Source organism: Streptomyces sp. NBC_00459 (assembly GCF_036013955.1).
Lineage (GTDB): Bacteria > Actinomycetota > Actinomycetes > Streptomycetales > Streptomycetaceae > Streptomyces.
Map to the genome: position 1 here is coordinate 4,219,236 of NZ_CP107903.1, position 19,744 is coordinate 4,238,979.

The 19,744-nt window shown below is 70.0% G+C and carries 18 protein-coding genes; 10 read left to right on the top strand and 8 right to left on the bottom strand.

Annotated features, from left to right (window positions below; translation table 11 throughout):
• The first annotated feature begins 13 nt into the window (after positions 1 to 13).
• From OHN74_RS18440 to OHN74_RS18455, 4 genes are read left to right on the top strand one after another with little or no spacing between them, the layout of a single operon-like run.
• Positions 14 to 1,171 (top strand): IMP dehydrogenase, encoded by a 1,158-nt coding sequence (locus OHN74_RS18440; RefSeq protein ID WP_327695645.1) that lies wholly within the window; start codon positions 14 to 16, stop codon positions 1,169 to 1,171.
• The gene (locus OHN74_RS18445) at positions 1,168 to 1,752 is read left to right on the top strand and encodes a phosphoribosyltransferase (protein WP_327695646.1); all 585 of its coding nucleotides are present in this window, start codon (positions 1,168 to 1,170) and stop codon (positions 1,750 to 1,752) included. The genes OHN74_RS18440 and OHN74_RS18445 overlap by 4 nt, the downstream gene beginning before the upstream one ends.
• Positions 1,749 to 3,020 carry a UbiD family decarboxylase gene (locus OHN74_RS18450; protein ID WP_327695647.1) on the top strand — a complete coding sequence of 424 codons (1,272 nt, stop codon included), beginning with the start codon at positions 1,749 to 1,751 and terminating at the stop codon, positions 3,018 to 3,020. The genes OHN74_RS18445 and OHN74_RS18450 overlap by 4 nt, the downstream gene beginning before the upstream one ends.
• Positions 3,021 to 3,060: 40 nt before the next feature.
• On the top strand, positions 3,061 to 3,567 hold the full coding sequence (locus tag OHN74_RS18455; RefSeq protein ID WP_327695648.1) for an NUDIX domain-containing protein: 507 nt from the start codon (positions 3,061 to 3,063) through the stop codon (positions 3,565 to 3,567).
• Here the strand turns inward: OHN74_RS18455 and OHN74_RS18460 are convergent.
• Positions 3,515 to 4,441, bottom strand: a complete 927-nt coding sequence (locus OHN74_RS18460) for a carbohydrate kinase family protein (protein WP_327695649.1) — start codon at positions 4,439 to 4,441, stop codon at positions 3,515 to 3,517. The two genes, OHN74_RS18455 and OHN74_RS18460, sit on opposite strands and share 53 nt — an antisense overlap.
• Before the next feature lie 91 nt (positions 4,442 to 4,532).
• On the opposite strand from OHN74_RS18460, the gene OHN74_RS18465 reads away from it, so the two are divergent.
• Positions 4,533 to 5,771, top strand: a complete 1,239-nt coding sequence (locus OHN74_RS18465) for an MFS transporter (RefSeq protein ID WP_327700176.1) — start codon at positions 4,533 to 4,535, stop codon at positions 5,769 to 5,771.
• Positions 5,768 to 6,484 carry an HAD family hydrolase gene (locus OHN74_RS18470; RefSeq protein ID WP_327695650.1) on the top strand — a complete coding sequence of 239 codons (717 nt, stop codon included), beginning with the start codon at positions 5,768 to 5,770 and terminating at the stop codon, positions 6,482 to 6,484. Before OHN74_RS18465 ends, OHN74_RS18470 begins: the two co-directional genes overlap by 4 nt.
• Before the next feature lie 193 nt (positions 6,485 to 6,677).
• Here OHN74_RS18470 and OHN74_RS18475 read toward each other — a convergent pair whose 3' ends face one another.
• Entirely contained in the window at positions 6,678 to 6,992 is a 315-nt protein-coding gene (locus OHN74_RS18475) for a hypothetical protein (RefSeq protein ID WP_327695651.1), read from the bottom strand.
• Between the two features lie 288 nt (positions 6,993 to 7,280).
• Positions 7,281 to 7,505: a hypothetical protein gene (locus OHN74_RS18480; protein ID WP_327695652.1), complete on the bottom strand. Its 225-nt coding sequence runs from the start codon at positions 7,503 to 7,505 to the stop codon at positions 7,281 to 7,283.
• A gap of 337 nt (positions 7,506 to 7,842) precedes the next feature.
• Between OHN74_RS18480 and OHN74_RS18485 the strand changes: the two genes are divergently transcribed.
• The 3 genes from OHN74_RS18485 to OHN74_RS18495 are packed head-to-tail and all read left to right on the top strand — an operon-like array spanning position 7,843 to position 13,999.
• The gene (locus OHN74_RS18485; RefSeq protein ID WP_327695653.1) at positions 7,843 to 8,097 is read left to right on the top strand and encodes an acyl carrier protein; all 255 of its coding nucleotides are present in this window, start codon (positions 7,843 to 7,845) and stop codon (positions 8,095 to 8,097) included.
• Entirely contained in the window at positions 8,094 to 9,665 is a 1,572-nt protein-coding gene (locus OHN74_RS18490; protein WP_327695654.1) for an AMP-binding protein, read from the top strand. The genes OHN74_RS18485 and OHN74_RS18490 overlap by 4 nt, the downstream gene beginning before the upstream one ends.
• The gene (locus OHN74_RS18495) at positions 9,665 to 13,999 is read left to right on the top strand and encodes an amino acid adenylation domain-containing protein (protein WP_327695655.1); all 4,335 of its coding nucleotides are present in this window, start codon (positions 9,665 to 9,667) and stop codon (positions 13,997 to 13,999) included. Before OHN74_RS18490 ends, OHN74_RS18495 begins: the two co-directional genes overlap by 1 nt.
• A 111-nt stretch (positions 14,000 to 14,110) precedes the next feature.
• On the opposite strand, the gene OHN74_RS18500 is transcribed toward OHN74_RS18495, so the two are convergent.
• Positions 14,111 to 14,458 carry a hypothetical protein gene (locus tag OHN74_RS18500; RefSeq protein WP_327695656.1) on the bottom strand — a complete coding sequence of 116 codons (348 nt, stop codon included), beginning with the start codon at positions 14,456 to 14,458 and terminating at the stop codon, positions 14,111 to 14,113.
• A gap of 241 nt (positions 14,459 to 14,699) precedes the next feature.
• Between OHN74_RS18500 and OHN74_RS18505 the strand changes: the two genes are divergently transcribed.
• Entirely contained in the window at positions 14,700 to 15,680 is a 981-nt protein-coding gene (locus OHN74_RS18505; RefSeq protein WP_327695657.1) for a helix-turn-helix domain-containing protein, read from the top strand.
• Positions 15,681 to 16,031: 351 nt separating this feature from the next.
• Here the strand turns inward: OHN74_RS18505 and istB are convergent, their stop codons facing one another.
• The 4 genes from istB to OHN74_RS18525 form a co-directional block, all read right to left on the bottom strand.
• Entirely contained in the window at positions 16,032 to 16,850 is an 819-nt protein-coding gene (gene istB / locus OHN74_RS18510) for an IS21-like element helper ATPase IstB (RefSeq protein WP_327695658.1), read from the bottom strand.
• Positions 16,850 to 18,130: an IS21 family transposase gene (istA, locus tag OHN74_RS18515; RefSeq protein WP_327695659.1), complete on the bottom strand. Its 1,281-nt coding sequence runs from the start codon at positions 18,128 to 18,130 to the stop codon at positions 16,850 to 16,852. The genes istB and istA overlap by 1 nt, the downstream gene beginning before the upstream one ends.
• 421 nt (positions 18,131 to 18,551) lie before the next feature.
• On the bottom strand, positions 18,552 to 18,833 hold the full coding sequence (locus OHN74_RS18520; protein WP_327695660.1) for a S1 RNA-binding domain-containing protein: 282 nt from the start codon (positions 18,831 to 18,833) through the stop codon (positions 18,552 to 18,554).
• A gap of 81 nt (positions 18,834 to 18,914) precedes the next feature.
• Positions 18,915 to 19,211 (bottom strand): S1 RNA-binding domain-containing protein, encoded by a 297-nt coding sequence (locus tag OHN74_RS18525; protein ID WP_327695661.1) that lies wholly within the window; start codon positions 19,209 to 19,211, stop codon positions 18,915 to 18,917.
• Positions 19,212 to 19,744: the final 533 nt, after the last annotated feature.

The following is a 19,744-nucleotide window of genomic DNA, read 5'->3' on the forward strand; positions in this document are numbered from 1 at the left end:
GAGAGGACACGGCATGCGGATCTCCGAACCCAGGCGGACCGGACTGAGCTTCGACGACGTCCTGTTCGTACCCCGGCGCACCTCGCTGACCAGCAGGCGGCAGGCCGACACCAGCAGCGAGCTGCTGCCCGGGCTGACCCTGAGGGTGCCGGTCGTCTCGGCCAACACCCAGTGGTGCACCGGCGACCGGATGGCGGCGGCGATGGCACAGCGGGGCGGCCTCGGCATCCTGCACCGGATGCAGACCGTCGAGCAGCAGGTCGCCCAGCTGGACGCGGTCAAGGCCGTACGGGTCGACGGTGAGCAGGGCGAGAGTCCCACGCTCGACGCCGCGGGGCGGCTGCTGGCCGGTGCGGCCGTGGGCGTCACCGGCGACTGGCGCGAGCGCGCGGCCCAACTGGTCGCGCACGGCGCGGACGTCCTGCTGGTGGATGTCGCGCACGGGCACAGCGACCAGGTCATCGACACCGTCAAGGAACTGCGCTCCACCTACCCCGGCACGCCGCTCATCGCGGGCAACGTGGCCACGGCGGAGGGCGTACGGGACCTGGCGGCGGCCGGCGCCCAGTCGGTGAAGGTGGGGATCGGGCCGGGCGGTGTGTGCACCACGCGGCTGGTCGCGGGCACCGGCGTGCCGCAGCTCACCGCCGTCATGGACTGTGCCGACGCGGCGGCGGAGGCCGGCGTGACGATCATCGCCGACGGCGGCATCCGGCAGGCCGGTGACATCGCCAAGGCGCTCGCGGCCGGGGCCCACGCCGTGATGCTGGGCTCGGCGCTCGCGGGCGCCGACGAAAGCGCGGCCACCCCGGTGGAACGGGACGGCCGGCACTACCGGGTCAGCAACGGCTTCGTCTCACTCGGCATGGAGCTCACCCTGCGCAGGGCGGCCGGTGGCACGGTCACCCAGGAGGAGCTGGACGACTACGTCCCGGAGGGTGTCGAGGCGACCTTCCCCGCCTCCGGGCCGCTGTCGCGGACGCTGCGCCAGCTGGTCGGTGGTGTGCAGTCCGCGATGAGCTACTCGGGCGCCCGCGACCTGGGCGCCTTCCGCGCGCAGGCCGAGTTCGTCCGGGTGACGGCCGCCGGCCGCGCGGAGAACGTTCCGCACGCCCGTGAGCGGTCGGTGCAGATCGACACCGACCACGCCGCGAAGGCGGTGGCGGGATGAGCGGGACGCAGACCACCGCGCAGGACGCCGTGGCGGGCGAGCAGCCCGGCATGTGGACCCGGCAGGGTCCCTACCTCCTCGACATGGCGACCTTCGGGCAACTGCTGGAGGACATCGCCGAAGAGGTACGGGCCGCGGGCTTCGTGCCGGACGCCGTGCTCGCCGTGGCCCGCGGCGGGCTCGCCGCGGGCGGATATCTGACCTGCGCGCTGGACGTGCCGGTGATGCACACCGTGCGGGTGCGCCGCACGGCCGACGACAGCCGGTACGCCGCCAAGCAGCGCCCGGTCATCGACGGCCCGCTACCCGTCGGACTGGGCGCCGGCGACAAGGTGCTGGTCGTCGACGACATCGTGGGTACGGGCACGACCGCCGACACGGTCCTGGAGTTCCTGGCCGACGCCGGGGTCGCCCGGCAGGACGTGCGGTTCGCCGCGGTCGTACGCAACCACCGCAGCGGCTACGAGCCGGATCACTGCCCCGCGGTCATCGACGACTGGATCGTCTTCCCCTGGGAGACGGCCCGGGAGACCACGGACGACTGCCGTCCGTTCCCGGCCGGGGCACGGGTGCGCCGGTGAGGCGCCGCGGACCGGGCGGCGGCTTCCCGGGCAGCGGACTGACCCGGTCCGCGGACGCGGGCACGCTCGGGTTGCCCGGCTGCTACGACGCCGTCGACCTGTACACGTACGACCGGCGGATCAGCAGCCGCGTCGAGGCGGCGCAGACACTCGCCGGGATCGAGAAGGAGCACGGGGCCCGGCCGACGGTGGTGTTCACGGACATCGCCGAGCGGCCGGGTACCCGGGTGCTGTGCCACCCGTATCCGAGGGAGGTGCTCCTGGCCGCGTTGGGCACGACGGAGGAGAAGCACCTTCCGGAGATGTCCCGGCGGCTCGCCGGGCCCGTCCCGTCACACGGCACCGCCGAGCGGCCTGCCGTGACGCGGCGGGAGTTGCCCGGGCTGCTGGACGATCTGCCGATCCTCCAGCACCGGCCCGCCGACGCGGGGCCGTACATCACGGCCGGGGTCGGCGTGACCACGCGGCCCGACGGCAGCGGCGTCAACCTGGGCTTCTACCGCACCCAGGTGGTCGGCCCCGACAAGGCGCGGATCTTCCTGGACCCGCGCACCGACGGGCACCGCAATCTGCTCGCCTGGCTGGAGACCGGCCGCCCCATGCCGATCTCGCTGTTCCTCGGCGCCGACCCGGCGGTGACCGTGGTGGCCGCCTCGCGGCTGCCGGCCGAGGGCGACGACTACGACATCGCGGCGCGGCTCCTCGGCCGCTCGCTGGGCGTGGGCGGTTTTCCGCCGGTGCCGGACGACGCCACCCATGTCGTCACCGGGTTCGTCGAGGAGCGGGACGAGGTCGAGGGGCCGTTCGGCGAGTTCAAGGGCTACTACGCCGAAGCGCGGCGCAGCAACGTGCTCACCGTCACCGGAGTGTCCGCCACGCCGGGCGCGCCGTGGCCGACGATCGTGGCAGGAGCCCGGTCGGGGCTGACCCTGATGAGCTTCCAGAACGAGTACCTGATGTACGCCCATCTGCAGGGCCTCGGGTATCCGATCAGGTCCGTGCACTACTCGGTCAGGGCGCGGGGCGAATTCGTGGCGTACATCGAAACGGACGCGCCGAGCCAGGAACTGGTGCGCGAGGCGATGGCCTTCGACGTACGCTCCAAGGTGGTCATCTGCGGCCCCGACCTCGCCAACCCGGGTCAGGCACTGGCCACTTACGGCTTCACCACCCGGACCGAGCCCTACTACCGCAAGGGCCGGGTGGAGGGGGAACGGATCGGACTGGCCCTGGTGATCCCACCGGACGGCTGGCCGACCGAGTACTGAACCGGGCACCGACACCGCACCGAGTGAGGACTGCACGACGATGGATCGATTCGCGCGAGCGCTGCCCGCGGCCCTGTTGGTGATCCCCGGGCCGGGCGGCACCGTGACCTTCATCCGCCAGCTCAAGGGGCCGTACGCGAACAACTGGCTGCTGCCCGGGGGCGGCATCGAGCCGGGCGAGCCGGCCGAGGCCGCGGCGCTGCGGGAGGCGCGTGAGGAGACCGGTATCGCCGTGCGCTCCTGTTCGCTGTTCGCCGTCTACGAGTTCACCGGCACCTGGGAGCAGGGGGGCTACCACCTGCTGATGTTCGCCTTCCTGGCCGACGGCGAGTACGCGCCGCCGCCCGGATTCGCCGGGGACAACGTCGGCGCGATCCGGCAGGCCCGGATCGGCGAGATCGACATGCACTCCACGGATCTGCAGATCCTCACCGATGCCGGACTCGCCTCCTACGACGAGGAGACCATCGCCCGGGCGCTGGCCGCGGACGGTGTCACGATGCACGCGCACCGGGTGGCGTCCACCGCCCGGTGCGGTGCTCCGTGAGCGCCGGATCCGCAGCCAGGGCCCGGCAGGTGCTCTGCCGGCAGCCGATCGTGAGCCGCGCCGCACGCAGCCCCAGAGCCAATGCCTCCCCGGGGCTCGCGCCCCTCACGAGGTGGACGACGAACGCGGACGCCAGGGCGTCGCCGGCCCCGGTGTCGTCGGCGCACGGCCCGGCCTCGGCGGGCAGGGTCAGCGGCACCGGCTGCTCGGCGGAGACGACGGTGGCGCCGGCCGCACCCGCGGTCACCACGACCACGCGGGGCCCGAGCCCGAGCAGCCGGAGCGCCTGCTCGGCCGGGGTGGCCCGCCGTCCGGTGAGTGCCTCGGCCTCGCGGACGTTGAGCAGCAGCACGTCGTACAGCGGCAGCAGATGGGCGCGCGGGCCGAAGTCCCGTTGCCGGGTGGGCAGACAGCACATCGGTGTGCCGTTCTTCCTGGCCTCCCGCGACACCCAGGTGAGCAGGTCCTCGTCGAGCCCACCCTCGGCGACCACGGCCTTCGCCACCGCGACGGCCCGGGCGAGGGAGGCTCCGGCGAGGGACTTGGCCGCGGCCGGGTCGGGCAGCGTTATCCGGGAGGTGATCTGCCGTCCTTCCGCGTCGAGCAGGACGTCCCAGCGGCCCGTCCCGTCGGCGGTGCGCAACACATGGAGCCCTACGCCCAGGCCGGTGAGGTCCGCTTCGATGTCCGCGGCGTCCTGCCCGAACCCGGACAGCCCGGCGAAGACCGCGCGGGCGCCGAGCCGGGCCGCGTTGACCCCGAGGTTACGGCCGACGCCGCCGTAGTGCCGCTGCACGCCCCAGAGTTCGACCCCGCCCAGGGTGCCGGCGGCGAAGTACTTGCGGTCCACCACGAGCGAACCCAGCACGAGCACGTCGCACCCCACAGAATGACCCCCGGATATCGAAGAGAGAGGAAAGGGATTGATGGCAGAGGAGATCGACGTCGCCAAGCGGGGCGGGGGAATGCAATCGACCTCGGAAGAACTCGAAAGGCGCGAGACGCGCGCGTTCCGGTGGAAGTTCTGCCTAATTTATCTGGCCGGTGTCTTCGCCGCCACAAGTATGGGGAAAATGACGCCGATATCTGTGGCGCTGCGCGCGGATCTCTCTCTTTCCCTGGCCCAAGTCGCGCTGCTCACCTCGCTGGTGACCGCGGTCGCCGCCGTCCTCGGCCTGTTCGTCAGCTATCTGCTCCGGCCGCTGCCACCGCACCGCATGCTGGTCGCGGGGCTGGTGGTGATGGGTCTCGCCGGACTGCTGTGCGCCCGGGCCGACAGCTTCGCCGCGATGCTGGGCGGCAGGCTGGCGGAGAGCGTGGGGTACGTCGTCGTGGTGATCGTCGCGCCCGTGCTGCTGTTCGCGCTGGGTGACGGCAAGCGGCTGACCGGGGCGCTGGCGATCTGGGGGACGTTCATGCCGGTGGGCCTGGCGCTCGGCTCCTTCGCGGGCGGGGTGCTGTCCGCATGGCTCGACTGGCGCGGGTGGCTGACGGTGGCCGCGGCGGCGACGCTCGTGGTCGCGGCGGGTGCCACCCGGCTGCCGGCGGTACCGGTTGCGGCGCGCACAGACGCGACGGGGCCGGGGAGCCAGGACCGGGCGGCGCGGGTACGGCGGCTCGCGCGTCCCGTCTCGCTGGGCGCCGGATTCGCGACCGTCAGCGGGTCGATCGTCGCCTTCGTCACCCTCTACCCCACCTATCTGCACGAGGAGTTCGGCCTCTCCACCGAGTCGGCCGGCACCCTCACCGGGGTGGTGTCGCTGGCCGGGGTGGCCGGCGGCTTCCTGGCGAGCTGGCTGCTGGTACGGGGCGTCCGGGTGACGTACCTGTTCCTGGTCGCTCTGTTGATGCCGGCCGGGGCGTTCGCCGCCTTCGCCGGGGCGGGGGGACTCGGGCTGTCGGTGGGCAGCGCGCTGATCATCGCGCTCGCCAACGAACTGGTGGTGGCCACCGTGTTCGCGGCGGTGCCGCTGGCCGTACGCGCCACCTCCGACCTCGGGGCCGCCAACGGCCTGGTGGCCCAGCTGGGAAGTATCGGAGCACTGGCCACACCGCCCCTGGTCGGGCTCGCGGTGACGGCGGTCGACGGCTGGTGGGCCGTGGGCCCCTGTCTGCTGGGGGTGTGCGTGGCGGGCCTGGTGCTGTTGCAGATCGCCGTGCGGCAGTCGGCGTACGGGAACACGAGCGTGAAGGAGGCGGCATGACCGTCCAGTACGTGATCTTCGACTGGGCGGGCACCCTCACCCCCTGGCACACGGTGGACCTGCCAGGCATCTGGCGGGAGACCGCGGTCTCCCTGGACGGGGTCGGCGCGCGGGAGGCCACCGAGGTGGGCGAGAGGCTGTTGCGGGCCGAGGGGGAGCTGATGGCGCGCTGTCGCGAGACGCAGTGCTCGGCCCGGCTCGACGAGGTCTTCGAGCACGCCGGGGTGACGCCCACACCACGGGCCCTGTCGGCCTACCGGCAGGCCTGGGAGGCGCACACCCTGATCGACCCGCAGGCCCCGGAGATGTTGGAGGGACTGCGCGAGCGGGGCCTGGGCATCGGCGTGCTCTCCAACACCCTGTGGCCCGCCGACTGGCACGACGAGATCTTCGAGCGGGACGGGGTGCTCGGCCATGTCGACGCCACCGTCTATTCCAGCGAGGTGGCGTGGACCAAGCCGCACCCGGACATCTTCGCGGCGGTGATGGCGAAGCTGGGCGCGGTGTCGGCGCGGTCCTGCGCATTCGTCGGGGACCGGGCCTTCGAGGACGTGTACGGGGCTCAGCAGGCCGGAATGCGAACCATTCTGGTGCCGCACAGCAGCATTCCGGAAAACGAACTGGTCGCGCGGGACGCGGTCCCGGACGCGATGGTCGCAACGCTGAAGGAGGTATTGACCGTGGTGGATGAATGGAACCGGCCGGAGCGGTGAATTCGGAGCTTCTCCGAAACCGATCGATGTCCGTGCCGGACGCCGGCCGGCACCTCCGACGGTGCCGGCACGCCGACCGCGTCCAGCACGGTGGGCGTGTCCGGGGCCACCCGGATCGGGGCGTGACCGCGGGCCGGGACGGAGCCCTCTTCGGGCATCCGGTCGAGCAGTGCGACCAACGGGTCGACGGCGCTCAGCCGGAACCGCGCGCGGCCCAGCCCTCCTTGCACCGGCGGTTGGCGGACGACGCCGAAGTACGGCAGCCGGGCGACGGCCTGTGCCGCCGGCAGCGAATGCCCGCCGAGTGCGAGGAAGGCGTCCTGGGCAGGTTCGCCGCATCGTCCGGTACGGCGCTGCCGACGACCGTGGGGTGGGGGAAGGCGGGCCAGTCGATGTCGCCGTAGGACGTACCGGCGAGGCGCTCGGCGAGAAGCGCACGCTCCGTGGGGGACATGGCATCGAGACGTGCCTGCGAGACGGCCTGCCGCGCGGGGCCGGTGGCGCTCATCGGGCGGATGCCTTCGCGGCCGATGCGGTCCGCGCCGTGCGGGCGACCAGGCTCAGCGTTCGCCTGCCGTCCGGTGCGCGTTGACGAACTCGACGCAGGACGCCGGCCGGCACCTGAGCGAACTCGGGCCAGACCGAATACCGGCCCGGCGTTCACCATCACGAAGAAATGCCCGTTCGGGCCGTCGAGGAAATTCGACATCACGCCTCACTCTCAAGCTGGGGTCCTTTCTCGATGAACAGCACGTCGACCGATTGCGGGGAATGCACCCGAGTGGAGTCAACAGGCTCAGTCCCACGCCCAGTTGTCGGGCGCCGACGGCGTGGTGTCCTGAACGGACACTTCGTGACCGGTCGTGGAACCGGCCTCGGTCGCCTGCGCGGCGGAAATCACCGGAAGACTGAAAAGCACGGAGAGGAGCGTCACTCCGAAGGCCTTCTTGATAAAAAGACTCATTTCAACCTCGCAGTTTTCGGGCGTTTCGACGCAGCACGGACGGGAACTCGATGTCATCGAGAGGGAGTTGCGTCGTTCCGGAGGCCTCCCGCCTTCGTGGGGAAGGCAGTTCCGGTCGACTCGCCAAAGCCTGGCTTGAGAGCGGGCCCCGTGCCAGCGATCACCGATGGCAGGTGGCGGACATGGCCTACAGCGGCCAGCCGGGGGCACCGGACGCGCTGCTGACCGTTGGGTGTCATGACCTCAAGCGGCCCGGCCCAGCAGGCTCCGCCGACCGGGCCCTGCGCATATCTTCGCCATTGGAGCCCGGGCTCCCCCGTTCTTCCGCGGTCACGCCTCGGCCGCCCACTCGGTTTCCCGTCCCGAAACTCAAAGAACCTTCAGGAGCAATCCAATGTTCATCTCAACAGGCCTGCCCGAAAGGGCCGTCAAGCCCTGGGTCGTCGGTGTCGTGGAGGAGGCGCTGCGGGCCGGTCCCGTCACGGCTGCGGACAGTTTCCACGATTTCGGCGGCTCGTCGCTGACAGCCATGCGGATCTGTATCCGCATTCACAAGGAGACGGGTGTGGAGATCGCCCCCGAGGTGCTGATCGACAGCGACACGATCGGCCAGTTCGCCGACGAGGTGGCCGCCCGGAAGAACAAGTGACCGCGAATCAGGCGACGAAAGAAATGGCCCTGATCCACGAGGCGGTGAGCTACCACGCGCGGCACACCCCGGACGCCGTCGCCCTGGTCGACGGGGACGAACGCATCAGCTACGCGGACCTCGACGCCGCGTCCGGAGTTCTCGCACTGCGATTGCGTGAACGAGGTGCCGGCCCGGGACGCCTGATCCCGGTCGTCCTGCCGCGGTCGGCACAGCTCGTCGCCGTACTGCTCGGGATTCTCAAGTGCGGGGCCGCCTATGCCGCGTTGGACGTCCGTTGGCCACAGGCCCGCGTACGCGCCCTGCTGGACCTCATCGATCCGCCCCTGGTCGTCACCCACGATCCGCTGCCGGGTGCCTCGTCGCCCACCTGGGCGCCTCCGGCCGGCCCGCCGAGACGGCCGGCCGGCACCTGTTCGGACGTCCTTCCGCGTATCGACGTAGCACCGGGCGATCCGGCCACGGTCTTCTTCACCTCGGGTACGTCCGGCCGGCCCAAGGCCGTGGTCTCGCCGCATCGGGCGACCACGCGACTGACACCGACGACGGCCCTCTGGTCGGGGCCCGGACGCGTCACGGCACAGGCTGCGCCGGTCTCCTGGGACGCCTTCTCGCTGGAGGTGTGGGGGACGCTCACCGCGGGGGGAACCTGCGTCGTGGTCCCGTCCGCCCGCCTGCTTCCGTACACGCTCCGCGCCCTGGTGCGCGAGGCCGACGTCAGCACCGTCTTCCTGACCACGTCCCTGTTCCACCTGTTCGTGGAGGAGGACCTCGGAGCCTTCCAGGGGCTGAGCGACGTACTCACCGGTGGCGAACGCCTGTTGGCCGGTCCGGCCCGCCGTTTCCTGACCGCGTACCCCGACCTGCCTCTGACCAACTGCTACGGCCCGGTGGAGAGTTGCGTGTTCGCCTCCGTCCACAGGGTCACCGCCGGTGACTGCGCGGCCCCGGACGGCATCCCGCTGGGCACCGCGATACCGGGTACGGAGATCCACGTCCTGTCCGGGAACACGCCGGTGGCTCCCGGCGCGACGGGGGAGATCTGCGTCTCGGGCGACGGTCTGGCACGGGAGTATCTGGGAGCCCCCGAGCTCAGCGCCCGCAGCTTTCCCGTCGTCCCGATCGGGAGCCGTCCGACGAGGATCTACCGGACCGGCGACCTCGGGCGGACGGACCACCGGGGCGTGCTCCACTTCCGCGGCCGGTCCGATCGCCAGATGAAGATCGCGGGCCACCGCGTCGACCCCGAGGAGATCGAGGAGACGGGCCGGAGCATCCCCGGCGTGCGCGACTGCGTCGTCGCGGCCATCGCGGACCACCTCGGAAGCGGCACCCGACTGGCCGTGTTCTACACCGTCGACCCGGCACCCGGCCCCGGCGGCCGGGATCTGCGGCCGTCCGCACTCCGCAGCGAGCTGGCGACACTGCTTCCCGCCCACCTCGTACCGCACGTGGCCCGCCCGGTGCCGGAACTCCCCCTCACCGCGAACGGAAAGATCGACCACGCGGCCCTGCGGGCGTATCTGGCCGCCCCCGTCACCACCAGCACCGTGAACAGGAACTCGTGATGACCACCAGCCTCCCCGGGCAAGCACACCCCGGGCCCTCCACAGTCACCTACCCGATGTCGTACGAGCAGGAGTCGATCTGGCTCACCGACGCCGTCGGCGACAGCACCGGGCTGTACGTGGAATCGTGGGTCCACCGCATCCGGGGCGACTTCAGCGCGGCTGCCGCGCAGCAGGCCCTGACCGGCATCGTGCGCCGGCACGAATCCCTGCGCAGCCGACTCCACATCCACGGAAACCGGGCCCGCCAGGAGGTCCTGCCCCCCATGCCGGTGCCCCTCACCCGGCGCCGGGTGTCCCCCGCGGACCTGGAGGCGGCGATACGTGAGGTGGTGTCCCGGCCCCTCCCGCTGGAGAAGCCTCCGCTGCTGCGCGCCTGCCTGCTGGAGGTCGGCGAACGGGATGCCGTGCTGGCGGTGGCCGTCCACCACGCGGTCGTCGACGGATGGGCTCTGCACCTGCTCGACGAGGAGTTCAGCGACCTCTACCGCGCGGCACTGACGGAACGCGCCCCCGAACGCCCCGAACCGCCCCTCCAGTTCGGTCCGTGGGCACTGCGACAGCGAACGTCAGCGGGTCCGCGGGAAGTCGTCGACGCCTACTGGAAGCCCGCCCTGGCCGACGCGCCGTCGGAGTCGACCTTTCCCCTGGATCACCCCCGCCCCGAGGTTCCCGGCCACCGCGGCGGTCTGGTCGAGTTCACTCTCGACGCGGATCTCACGCGCCGACTGCGAGGCCTCGGCCGGCGGTTCAAGGCCACACCGTTCGTCGTGTACGCCGCCGCCGTCACCGCCCTGCTCGCCAGGCACGGTCAGCAGGACGTCGTCCTGGGAACCCCGGTGTCGCGACGTGACGGCCCCGAGCTGGAACCGATGATCGCCTGCCTGACGGACGTCATGCCACTGCGGCAGACCGTCGATCCGACGCGGTCGTTCGGTGAACTCGTCCTGCACACGAAGGAGACGGTCCGCTCCGTCACCGCGCACAAGAACGTGCCCTACACCATGCTGGTCCAGCAGACGGGAGCGCAGCGCAGCCGTTCTCGTCTCCCCCTCTTCCAAGTCGTCCTGACCGTGGACGACGCACCCGCTCCGGGACTGTCCCTGCCCGGCGCGCAGGCCGAGCGGCTCTACCCGCACGACGGGACTGCGAAGTTCGACGTCTTCTTCCACCTGATCCCGCAACGCGACGGCTGGCGCGGGCGGCTGGAGTACGCCGAGGACCTCTTCTCCCCCGCCACCGCCCGCCAACTGGCCGAACGCCTGCGGCTGTTGTTGCTCGACGCGGCGGACGACCCGGCCCGCGCGGTGGGAGACCTCGCGGTGACCACCGCCGCCGACCGGTCGCTGCTCGACACCTGGGCGGACGGACCGACCCCGAGAGGGACCCCGTCACCGGCCCACCTCGTCGTGGACCGGTCCGCCCGGTCGGCACCCGATCTGCCGGCGGTCGTCCACGGTCGCGAACACCTCACCTACGCACAGCTCGAAGCCGAATCCGACGCGCTGGCCGCGCACCTGCTGACCGTGGCGCACCCCGGTGACCGCGTCGGCATTCTGCTGGAACGGACGGTCCGACTGCCGATCGCGGTCCTGGCCGTGCTGAAGGCCGGTTGCTGCTGCGTGCCCCTCGACCCGGCCTATCCCGCCGAGCGGATCACGTTCATGCTCCGCGACAGCCGCTGCGGCGCCGTCCTGACCAGCAGTCGGCTCCAGCACCACATCACCCTGCTGCCGGACGTGCCCCCACTGCTGCTGGACGAACACCGGCCGACGGCACCCGGCCCCCGACCGGGCCTGCCGGACGTTCACCCGGAAGACCCGGCCTATCTCCTTTACACGTCCGGGTCGACGGGCCGGCCCAAGGGCGTCGTGATGCCCCACCGGTCGCTGGCCAACCTCGTCCAGTGGCAGTCCCGCCGGTCCGCGCGGGGAGCCACGACCGCCCAGTTCGCGCCGCTCAGCTTCGACGTCGCCTTCCAGGAACTGTTCAGTACCTGGGCGGCAGGCGGCACCCTCGTGCTCGTCGACAACGAGGTGCGACGCGACCCGGCCCGACTGCTCGCGCTGATCCGGACAGCGGCGGTCGAACGCCTCTTCCTTCCCTATGTGGCCCTCCAGCAGATCGCCGAGTACGCCGCCGTCGGCGACTGGCACGGGCCGTCCCTGCGCGAAGTGATCTGCGCCGGCGAGCAGTTGTTCGTCACCCCGGCGATCAGGGACTTCTTCACACACCGCACCAGTGCCTCGCTGGAGAACCAGTACGGTCCCACCGAGACCCACGTGGTCACCGCCGAACGCCTCTGCGGCGACCCCTCCGCATGGCCGGACCGCCCGAGCATCGGCCGCCCGGTGCCCGGAGCTCGAATACGTGTCCTCGACGACCGGCTCCGGCTCCTTCCTCCCGGAGCGGTGGGAGAGATCTGCATCGGGGGAGAAAGCGTCGCGACCGGATACCTGGCACGTCCCGACGCATCACGCCAACAGTTCGTCCAGGACCCCCACGATCCCGGCACCGGCCGCCTGTACCGCAGTGGCGACCTGGGGAGGTTCCGGCCCGACGGCAAGATCGAATTCGCGGGACGCCGAGACGGACAGGTGAAGATCCGCGGCCACCGAGTGGAATGCGGCGAAGTCGAGGCCGTGATGAAATCGGTCCCCGGCGTCGCCGACGCCGTCGTGACGGTCGACGCCACCGTCGTCCACGCCAAACGGCTGACAGCCCACTACATACCCGCCGGCGGTGCCGCCCCCGACACGCGGGAACTGCGCCGCACCCTGCGGAGCCGGCTTCCCGAGCACCTGGTTCCCTCCGTGTGCCTCGCGGTGCCCGCCTTCCCCCTGACCCCCAGCGGCAAAGTGGACCGCGCCGCCCTGCGGCCACCGGCACCTCGCGACCGGCGCTCCGCCGCGGAGGCTGCCACACCCGGCCTCGACGCCACGGAGCGCCGAGTGGCGGCGCTCTGGAGCGAACTCCTGGGAGCCGACCGTATCGGGCCGGACGACGACTTCTTCGCTCTGGGCGGCAATTCGGTCCTGGCCGTCCGACTGCTGCTCAGGATCCGCGAGGAGTGGGGGGTCCAGCTCACCCTCGGATCGGTGTTCGCCGCTCCGACGGTCGCGCGCTTGGCGGGAGTTCTGGCCGACGACGCACCGCCGGTCCCGCCCGATCCGCTGCCGGACGCCGGACTCGACCCCACGATCACACCCACAGCCACCGTCGTACGGGTCGCACGCGAGCCCGGACACGTACTCCTGAGCGGGGCGACGGGCTTCCTGGGAGCCTTCCTGCTAAGCCAGTTGCTCACCGCCACCCCGGCCACCGTGCACTGCCTGGTGCGGGCGAGTGGAACCGGTTCGGGAACGAAGCGGATACGCGCGGCACTCGAGCACTACCGACTGTGGGACGACACCTTCACCGAGCGCGTCGTGGCGGTCCCCGGCGACCTGGCTCAGCCCCGACTGGGCCTGTCCGAGGACACCTTCACCCGCCTGAGCCGTCACATGGACGCGGTCTACCACGCCGGAGCGAGCGTCAACCTCACCCAGTCGTATCGGCAGTTGAAGAACGCGAACGTGCGCGGCACGGCCGAGATGCTGCGCCTCGCCGCCTCCTTCCGGTCGGTGCCCCTGCACCACATTTCCACCGTGGGCGTGTACGCGGGCGACCTGGCCGGCCGCACACACATCCGTCCGGAAGACCCCCTCCCGCCCGCGGCCACTCTGTGGAACGGGTACGCGCAGAGCAAATGGGCTGCCGAGATGTTGCTGGAAGAGGCGAGAGGACGCGGGCTCCCGGTCTCGATCTACCGTCCTACCCGCATCGCCGGTGACACGGCCCACGGTCTGTGCCAGCCGTCCGACTATCTCTGGCTCCTGCTGAAAGGGTGCGTCGAGGCCGAACTGGCGCCGGCCTCCCCGGAGACCGACTTCGATCTCGTCCCGGTCGACGTCGTCGGCAAGGGCGTGGTCGAACTGTCACTCATGCCGGAAGCGGCCTCCGGCACCTTCCATCTGGCCGGCGGCCGGAATCTCAAGCTGGCGACAGCGGTGAACTGGCTGTGCGGCCTCGGGTACCGGATCACGGAAACCTCGTTGACGGCCTGGCGGGACACGCTGGCACAGGACGAAACCAACGCGGCCTTTCCGCTGCTCTCCCTCATCTCACCGGAGGAAACGCTCGGAATGAGGGATGCCACCCCCTCGTTCGACGCGGAAAGCACCTGGGACGTGCTGTCGAAGCGCGGCATCAGCCTTCCGGAGATGAACAGGGAGTATTTCGCCGCGCAGGTTCACGCGTTCGTGAAAGAAGGATTTCTCCCGCCCCCGCGTTGAGGAAGCGCTGAGCGCACGGCGGCCGTGGCGGTCGAGAGCGCGCGACGGCCGACGGAGGCGCCGGTCACCGGCCCGGCGTCCCCGTGACGGTCGAGGGCGCACGGGGCCGGCTCAACCGGCCCCGGACCCACCGCCGTCCGGCTGGAAGGGGTCTTGTGACGCCGCCCACACGCCGAGCGTCAGATCCGCCGTGCAGGAGATCAGCCGCCAGCCCGCGAACCAGGTCCGGCCGAGCCACTCCGCCCAGGCGCCGGCGGCCACCTTCTCGGCCTCCAGCAGGTTGGCGGCCGTCACGAAGGTCATGGCCATCAACAAGGGCGGGCTGGGGACGAGGCTGACGTGTTCCACCCCCGGCTGCGCATCACTCCGGATCCGTTCGGATGCCATGCCCCAGAGCTGCTGCGCGGCTCCAGAGGCGGCCTGCCGATCCGGCTGAAGGACAACCTTGATGGCGTACATGCGAAGAACATACGCATCTGAGGGCTCCTGGACAGTCCGCGGGCTCGACCTCATGCGGACATGACATGGATATGCCACCGCGTCGTTATAACCGCGGGACGACCACCGCACCCCATGCGGCGCCACATGGGGCGTCACGCATGTGAGGAATCGATCACTCATGTTGATCAGAACATGACGGACAGTATGATGCGGCGGAACCGCGGCACTCGATTCGCCGCGGGAATGGGGGAATACAGCAATGCTGGAAAGCACCGGGCTGGCCACGAGGGATCAGCACGTCTACCGCACACTTCTGCTCCATCCGGGCTGGAACATAGGCGATGTACAACAGTACCTCGGCCTGCCGGAGGACGAGATCCGCGCGGCACTCGACCGGCTCGCGTCGATGTCCCTGCTGCGCCCCAGCGCGGAGGCCGATCGTTTCTTCCCCACCAACCCCGAGATCGAACTCAAGCCCTTCTTCGAGCGCAGGGAGGCCGAGCTCGACGAGCAGCGGGCCAAGCTCTCCCGTGACCGGTCGACAGTGGCGGCACTGGCCGCCGAGTACGCCGCGCTGCGTCTCCAGGCGGGAGCGCCGGGCCTGGAACGGCTGGAGGGTCTGGACAGCGTCCGCATCCGTCTCCAGGAACTCGCCCGGAGCGCCACCTCCGAGGTCCGGGCCTTCATGCCCTGTGGCACGCTGAGCCCGGGAGCGCTGGAGGCGGCTCGTCCCCTGGACGAGAACACGCTGGCACGTGGCGTGCGCATGCAGACGGTCCACCTGGACAGCGTGCGCAACGACCACCCCACGGTGGAGTACGCCACATGGTTCACGGCGCGGGGAGGCCAGACGCGTACGGTCCCCTCGCTGCCCATGCGCCTGATCCTGTGCGACCGCTCCATCGCCGTCATTCCGGTGAACCGGGAAGCCAGCCAGGAGGGCGCGTTCGTCATCCACCTCTCCAGCGTGGTCGCGGCCCTCAACGACCTGTTCGACCTCGTCTGGGACCGCGCCACCCCGCTCGGCGACGTCCCGGTCCTCGACTGCGAGGGGCCCAGCGACCGCGATCTGACGATCCTGAAGATGCTGGAGGACGGTTTCACCGACGAGGGCATCGCACGCAAGCTGGGCGTCTCCATCCGCACGGTCCGCCGGCTGATGGCGGACATGCTCAAGAGACTCAACGCCCAGAGCCGCTTCCAGGCCGGCGCCGAAGCCGTTCGCCTGGGCTGGCTCTGACACGCCACGGCCCGAGGCCCGACTGAACGGCGGGCCTCGGACCGTGGGGAGGCGGCGACAGGGAGATCGCGAGCTACAGCTTGAGCATGAGGTGAGCTGTCGAGCATGCGGCGGATCAAGACCCGCCCTGCCACCAGACCTCAAAAAGCAAAAGCCCCAGGTCACGGCGAGTGAGTCCTGGGGTTTCTCGGAGCCGCCTTCGGGATTCGAACCCGAGGCCTATGCATTACGAGACCATGAGCGTTCGTGTTACGTGATGTTCCGTCGTACTGTCCGGTGTGTCGGCGGCGGTTGAATCCTGACCCGGTGTGGGCGGTCGAGTTCTGACCCACCGGGTCTGGTTGCCGGTGTTCAGTCGGTGTCGTGTGTGGCGGTGGGGACGCGTCCGAGTTGGCGTCCGCGCATGCGGTAGGAGTCGCCTTTGAGGGAGTGGACCTCGGCGTGGTGGACGAGGCGGTCGATCATGGCGGCGGCCACGGTCTCGTCGCCGAAGACCTCGCCCCAGCGTCCGAAGGGTTTGTTGCTCGTGACGATCACACTCGCTCTCTCGTATCGGTTCGAGACCAGTTGGAAGAACAGGTTCGCGGCCTCGGATTCGAAGGGGATGTAGCCGACCTCGTCGACGACGATCAGCGGATAGCGGGACAGTTTGGTGAGCTCGGCCTGGAGGTGTCCGGCGTGGTGGGCGGCGGCCAGGCGGTCGACCCATTCGGCGGCGGTGGCGAACGCGACCCGGTGGCCGGCCTGGCAGGCGCGGACCGCGAGTCCGATCGCCAGGTGTGTCTTCCCGGTCCCCGGCGGTCCGAGGAAAACGGCGTTCTCCTTGCCGGTGATGAAGTCCAACGTGCCCAGATGGGCGAGTTGTTGGCGCGTTATGCCGCGCAGATGGGTGATGTCGAGTTCCTCGATGGTCTTGATCGCGGGGAAGCGTGCGGTGCGGATGCGGGCCTCGCCGCCGTGGGACTCGCGGGCGGAGACCTCCCGCTGGAGGCAGGCGACGAGGAACTCGGTGTGTGTCCAGGTCTCCTTCAGGGCTCGTTCGGCCAGGCGTTCGGCGGCGTCCAGCAGGGCCGGGGCTTTCATCGCCCGGGCCAGGAAGGACAGGTCGGCGGCGGTCTGACGGCCGGTGCGGGGCCCCGCCGGGGCGGTGGTCTTGGTGGTGGCGGGCATCAGGAGACCTCCGGATCATCGGCCTGGCCGCCGCCCTCGATGAGGGTGAACATGCGGTCGTAGGAGTCGAGTTGGCGTTGTTCGACCTCGACGAGATCGCTTGCGGTGGCGGCGCCTGGCCGGCGGGCGGCCTGGGCCTGGGAGGCTTGGTGGTGGCGGTAGTCGCCGCGCAGAACGGCGGCGGCGCGGGCATGGACCGGGTCGGTGATGGTCTGCTGCTTGGCCCAGCAGCGTGGATGGCGGGCGACTTCCGCCCCGCCGGGTGTGAGGGTCACGATGACTTCGTCGGTGTCGGTGCGGACCTGGACTTTCTTGCCGATGGCCAGGGGGTGCACGGAGTAGTCGCAGGTGTCGACGCGGATGTAGTGGTCGCGGCCGATGCGGGTGGCGAAGCGCCACCAGCGCGGCGGGTCGACGGGCGGCAGGGCGAGCATCTGGGCCCGGTCGGCTTCCCACCGGTCGATGGGGCGGGCTCCGAGGGTGCGGTGCTGGCGTCGGTTGGCGATGGCCAGCCAGGTGGTCAGCTGGGTGTTGAAGTCGTCGGGGCCGGTGAAGGTGCGGCCGGGCAGGAAGCTGGTCTCCAGGTAGCCGTTGGCCCTCTCCACCAGCCCTTTCGCTTCTGGGTCGCGGGGTCGGCAGAGGTGGATCCGGGTGGCGAGCAGGCCCGCGAACGCGGCGAAGTCGCCGGTCACCTTGCCGCGGCCGATGCCGGCCTCGTTGTCCCAGACCAGCATCCGTGGGACCGCGTTCCAGCCGGTCAGAAGCTTCCAGTGGCCGTCGATCAGGTCGCCGGTGGTGCGGGTGGGCAGCATCCGCGCCGTGATGATCCGTGAGTAGCCGGACACCATCACGAGCACCGGCGGGTGGCCGGACTGGCCGTAGCCGAGCGGTATGTCGACGGGTGGGAACCACAGGTCGCACTGGGCCAGCTCGCCGGGCTGATAGGTGGTGCGTGAGACCGGATCGACGGGCAGATAGGCGGGCCGCAGCTCTCGTACGCGTTCTTTGAGGACGGTCATGCCACGGTCCCAGCCGATCCGTTCGGCGATCACGGTCGCCGGCATCGTCGGGGCCTGCTTCAGCAGTTCCCGGATCTGCGGCTCGACCGCGTCGACCGCCGAGCCCTTGGCCGGCCGGGAGTAGACCGGCGGCCGGTTCGTGGCCAGGGCCCGCTTCACGGTGTTCTTCGAGATGCCCAGCTGCCGGGCGATCGCCCGGATCGGCATCTGCTCGGCCCGGTGCAGCCTGCGGATCTCTGCCCAGTCCTCCACGGAAATCACCCTCTTCTCCTGACCTTCGATCAAGATCAGGTTGGTCAGAAGACCACGAAGTGGGTCAGTTTTGATCCGCCGTCAGAGGGTCACGATTCACCCGTCGCCGACACGGTGACGTTTGTACTGATCAGAGCACGTGCGGCAGGTTGACCGGTGCTCCTTCGTGTTGCACCGTCCAAAGGCGTCTGTCCACCGGCTGTCCACCGGCTGTCCACCGGCGGAATTACTGAGGTGCCGCCAGAAAGAGCGCCCCGAGCGCGCAGACTCATCTGTCCAGAGGGCTGGCAGGACGATCAGGAGCGTTGTCGATCCTCTACAAGTGGTTCTCCCTTCCTCAGCTCGTTCATCCAGCAGCAGGTCGGCGTCACGGCGGTCGCCGGGGAGCTCGTCACAGATGGCTCCCCGGCGACCGCCCCTGTCCGGAAGGTCAGGAGGAGAGATCCCGCTGTTCCCTGATCCGGCGCAGGCGTTCCGCGACAGGCACCTGTCCTGGGGGTCTCAGGATGAACTTGCGCTTCATCTCGTCGAAGTCGTCCAGGTAGCAGGACACGCGGTCGCCCACCTGGTAGTTGTCGTCATCCTCGATATAGAGGACGTCGATGAGGCCGTCCCATGGCAGGCCCAGGTCCACGATGACTCCCCAGCGGAAAACCGCCGTGGCCTCTCCCTCGACGAGAGTCCCCATGAGGCCCATCTCGGTTTCGCTCACCTCACCACTGGTCACTGTTTCATCACTCTCAAGGGGTAGGAGTTGATACCACTGACACGGCGATCGCCGTTGTCCGGAAGGTCAGGAGGAGAGACCTCGCTGCTCCTCAAGCCTGCGCAGGCGTTCCGCGACAGGCACCTGTCCTGGGGGTCTCAGGATGAACTTGTTCTTCATCTCGTCGAAGTCGTCCAGGTAGCAGGACACGCGGTCGCCCACCTGGTAGTTGTCGTCATCCTCGATATAGAGGACGTCGATGAGGCCGTCCCATGGCAGGCCCAGGTCCACGATGACTCCCCAGCGGAAAACCGCCGTGGCCTCTCCCTCGACGAGGGTCCCCACGAGGCGCATCTCGGCCTCGGGAACCTCACTCTCGGCCATTTCTCTCACCCTCGTTCGTCGACGCCGAAGAAGAATTGCCCCTCGTCGTGCACGCCGACAGGGAAGATCGATCTCTTGATCTCCTCACCCCATTCCAGGAACCTGCCCCCTCTCCCACACACAGCGTCGCCCGCGAGCCGGTCCGGTCCCTCTGGTGAAGTAGAGGAACGCGTCAGGCAAAGACAGCAGAAGTTACTGCCGCCACCTCACGCAGAAGCCCCGCCAGGGCGCAGCACCTGGCGGGGCTTCTTGCCGGCGTTACCGACGCCTCTGGTGGAGTTCACCAGCGGTGGCACGGGACCCGCGATCGACTGGAGGCGTCCTTCCTACCAAGGCGGGCAAGGCAGACCTCCCGCCCGCCTCGGCTCCAAAAACTCCTCTCGAAATACTTCCAACGAGGCTCTGAGCAGCGGGATTTCGACCTCAGGACGAACGAAGCTCAGGCGTGCGGAGTCGCTGTCGAACCGAAATTCAAGGAGGAGTTCACCCCTCACCCCGTTGATCATCTCAACGACTTCCATCGACTCATAGTC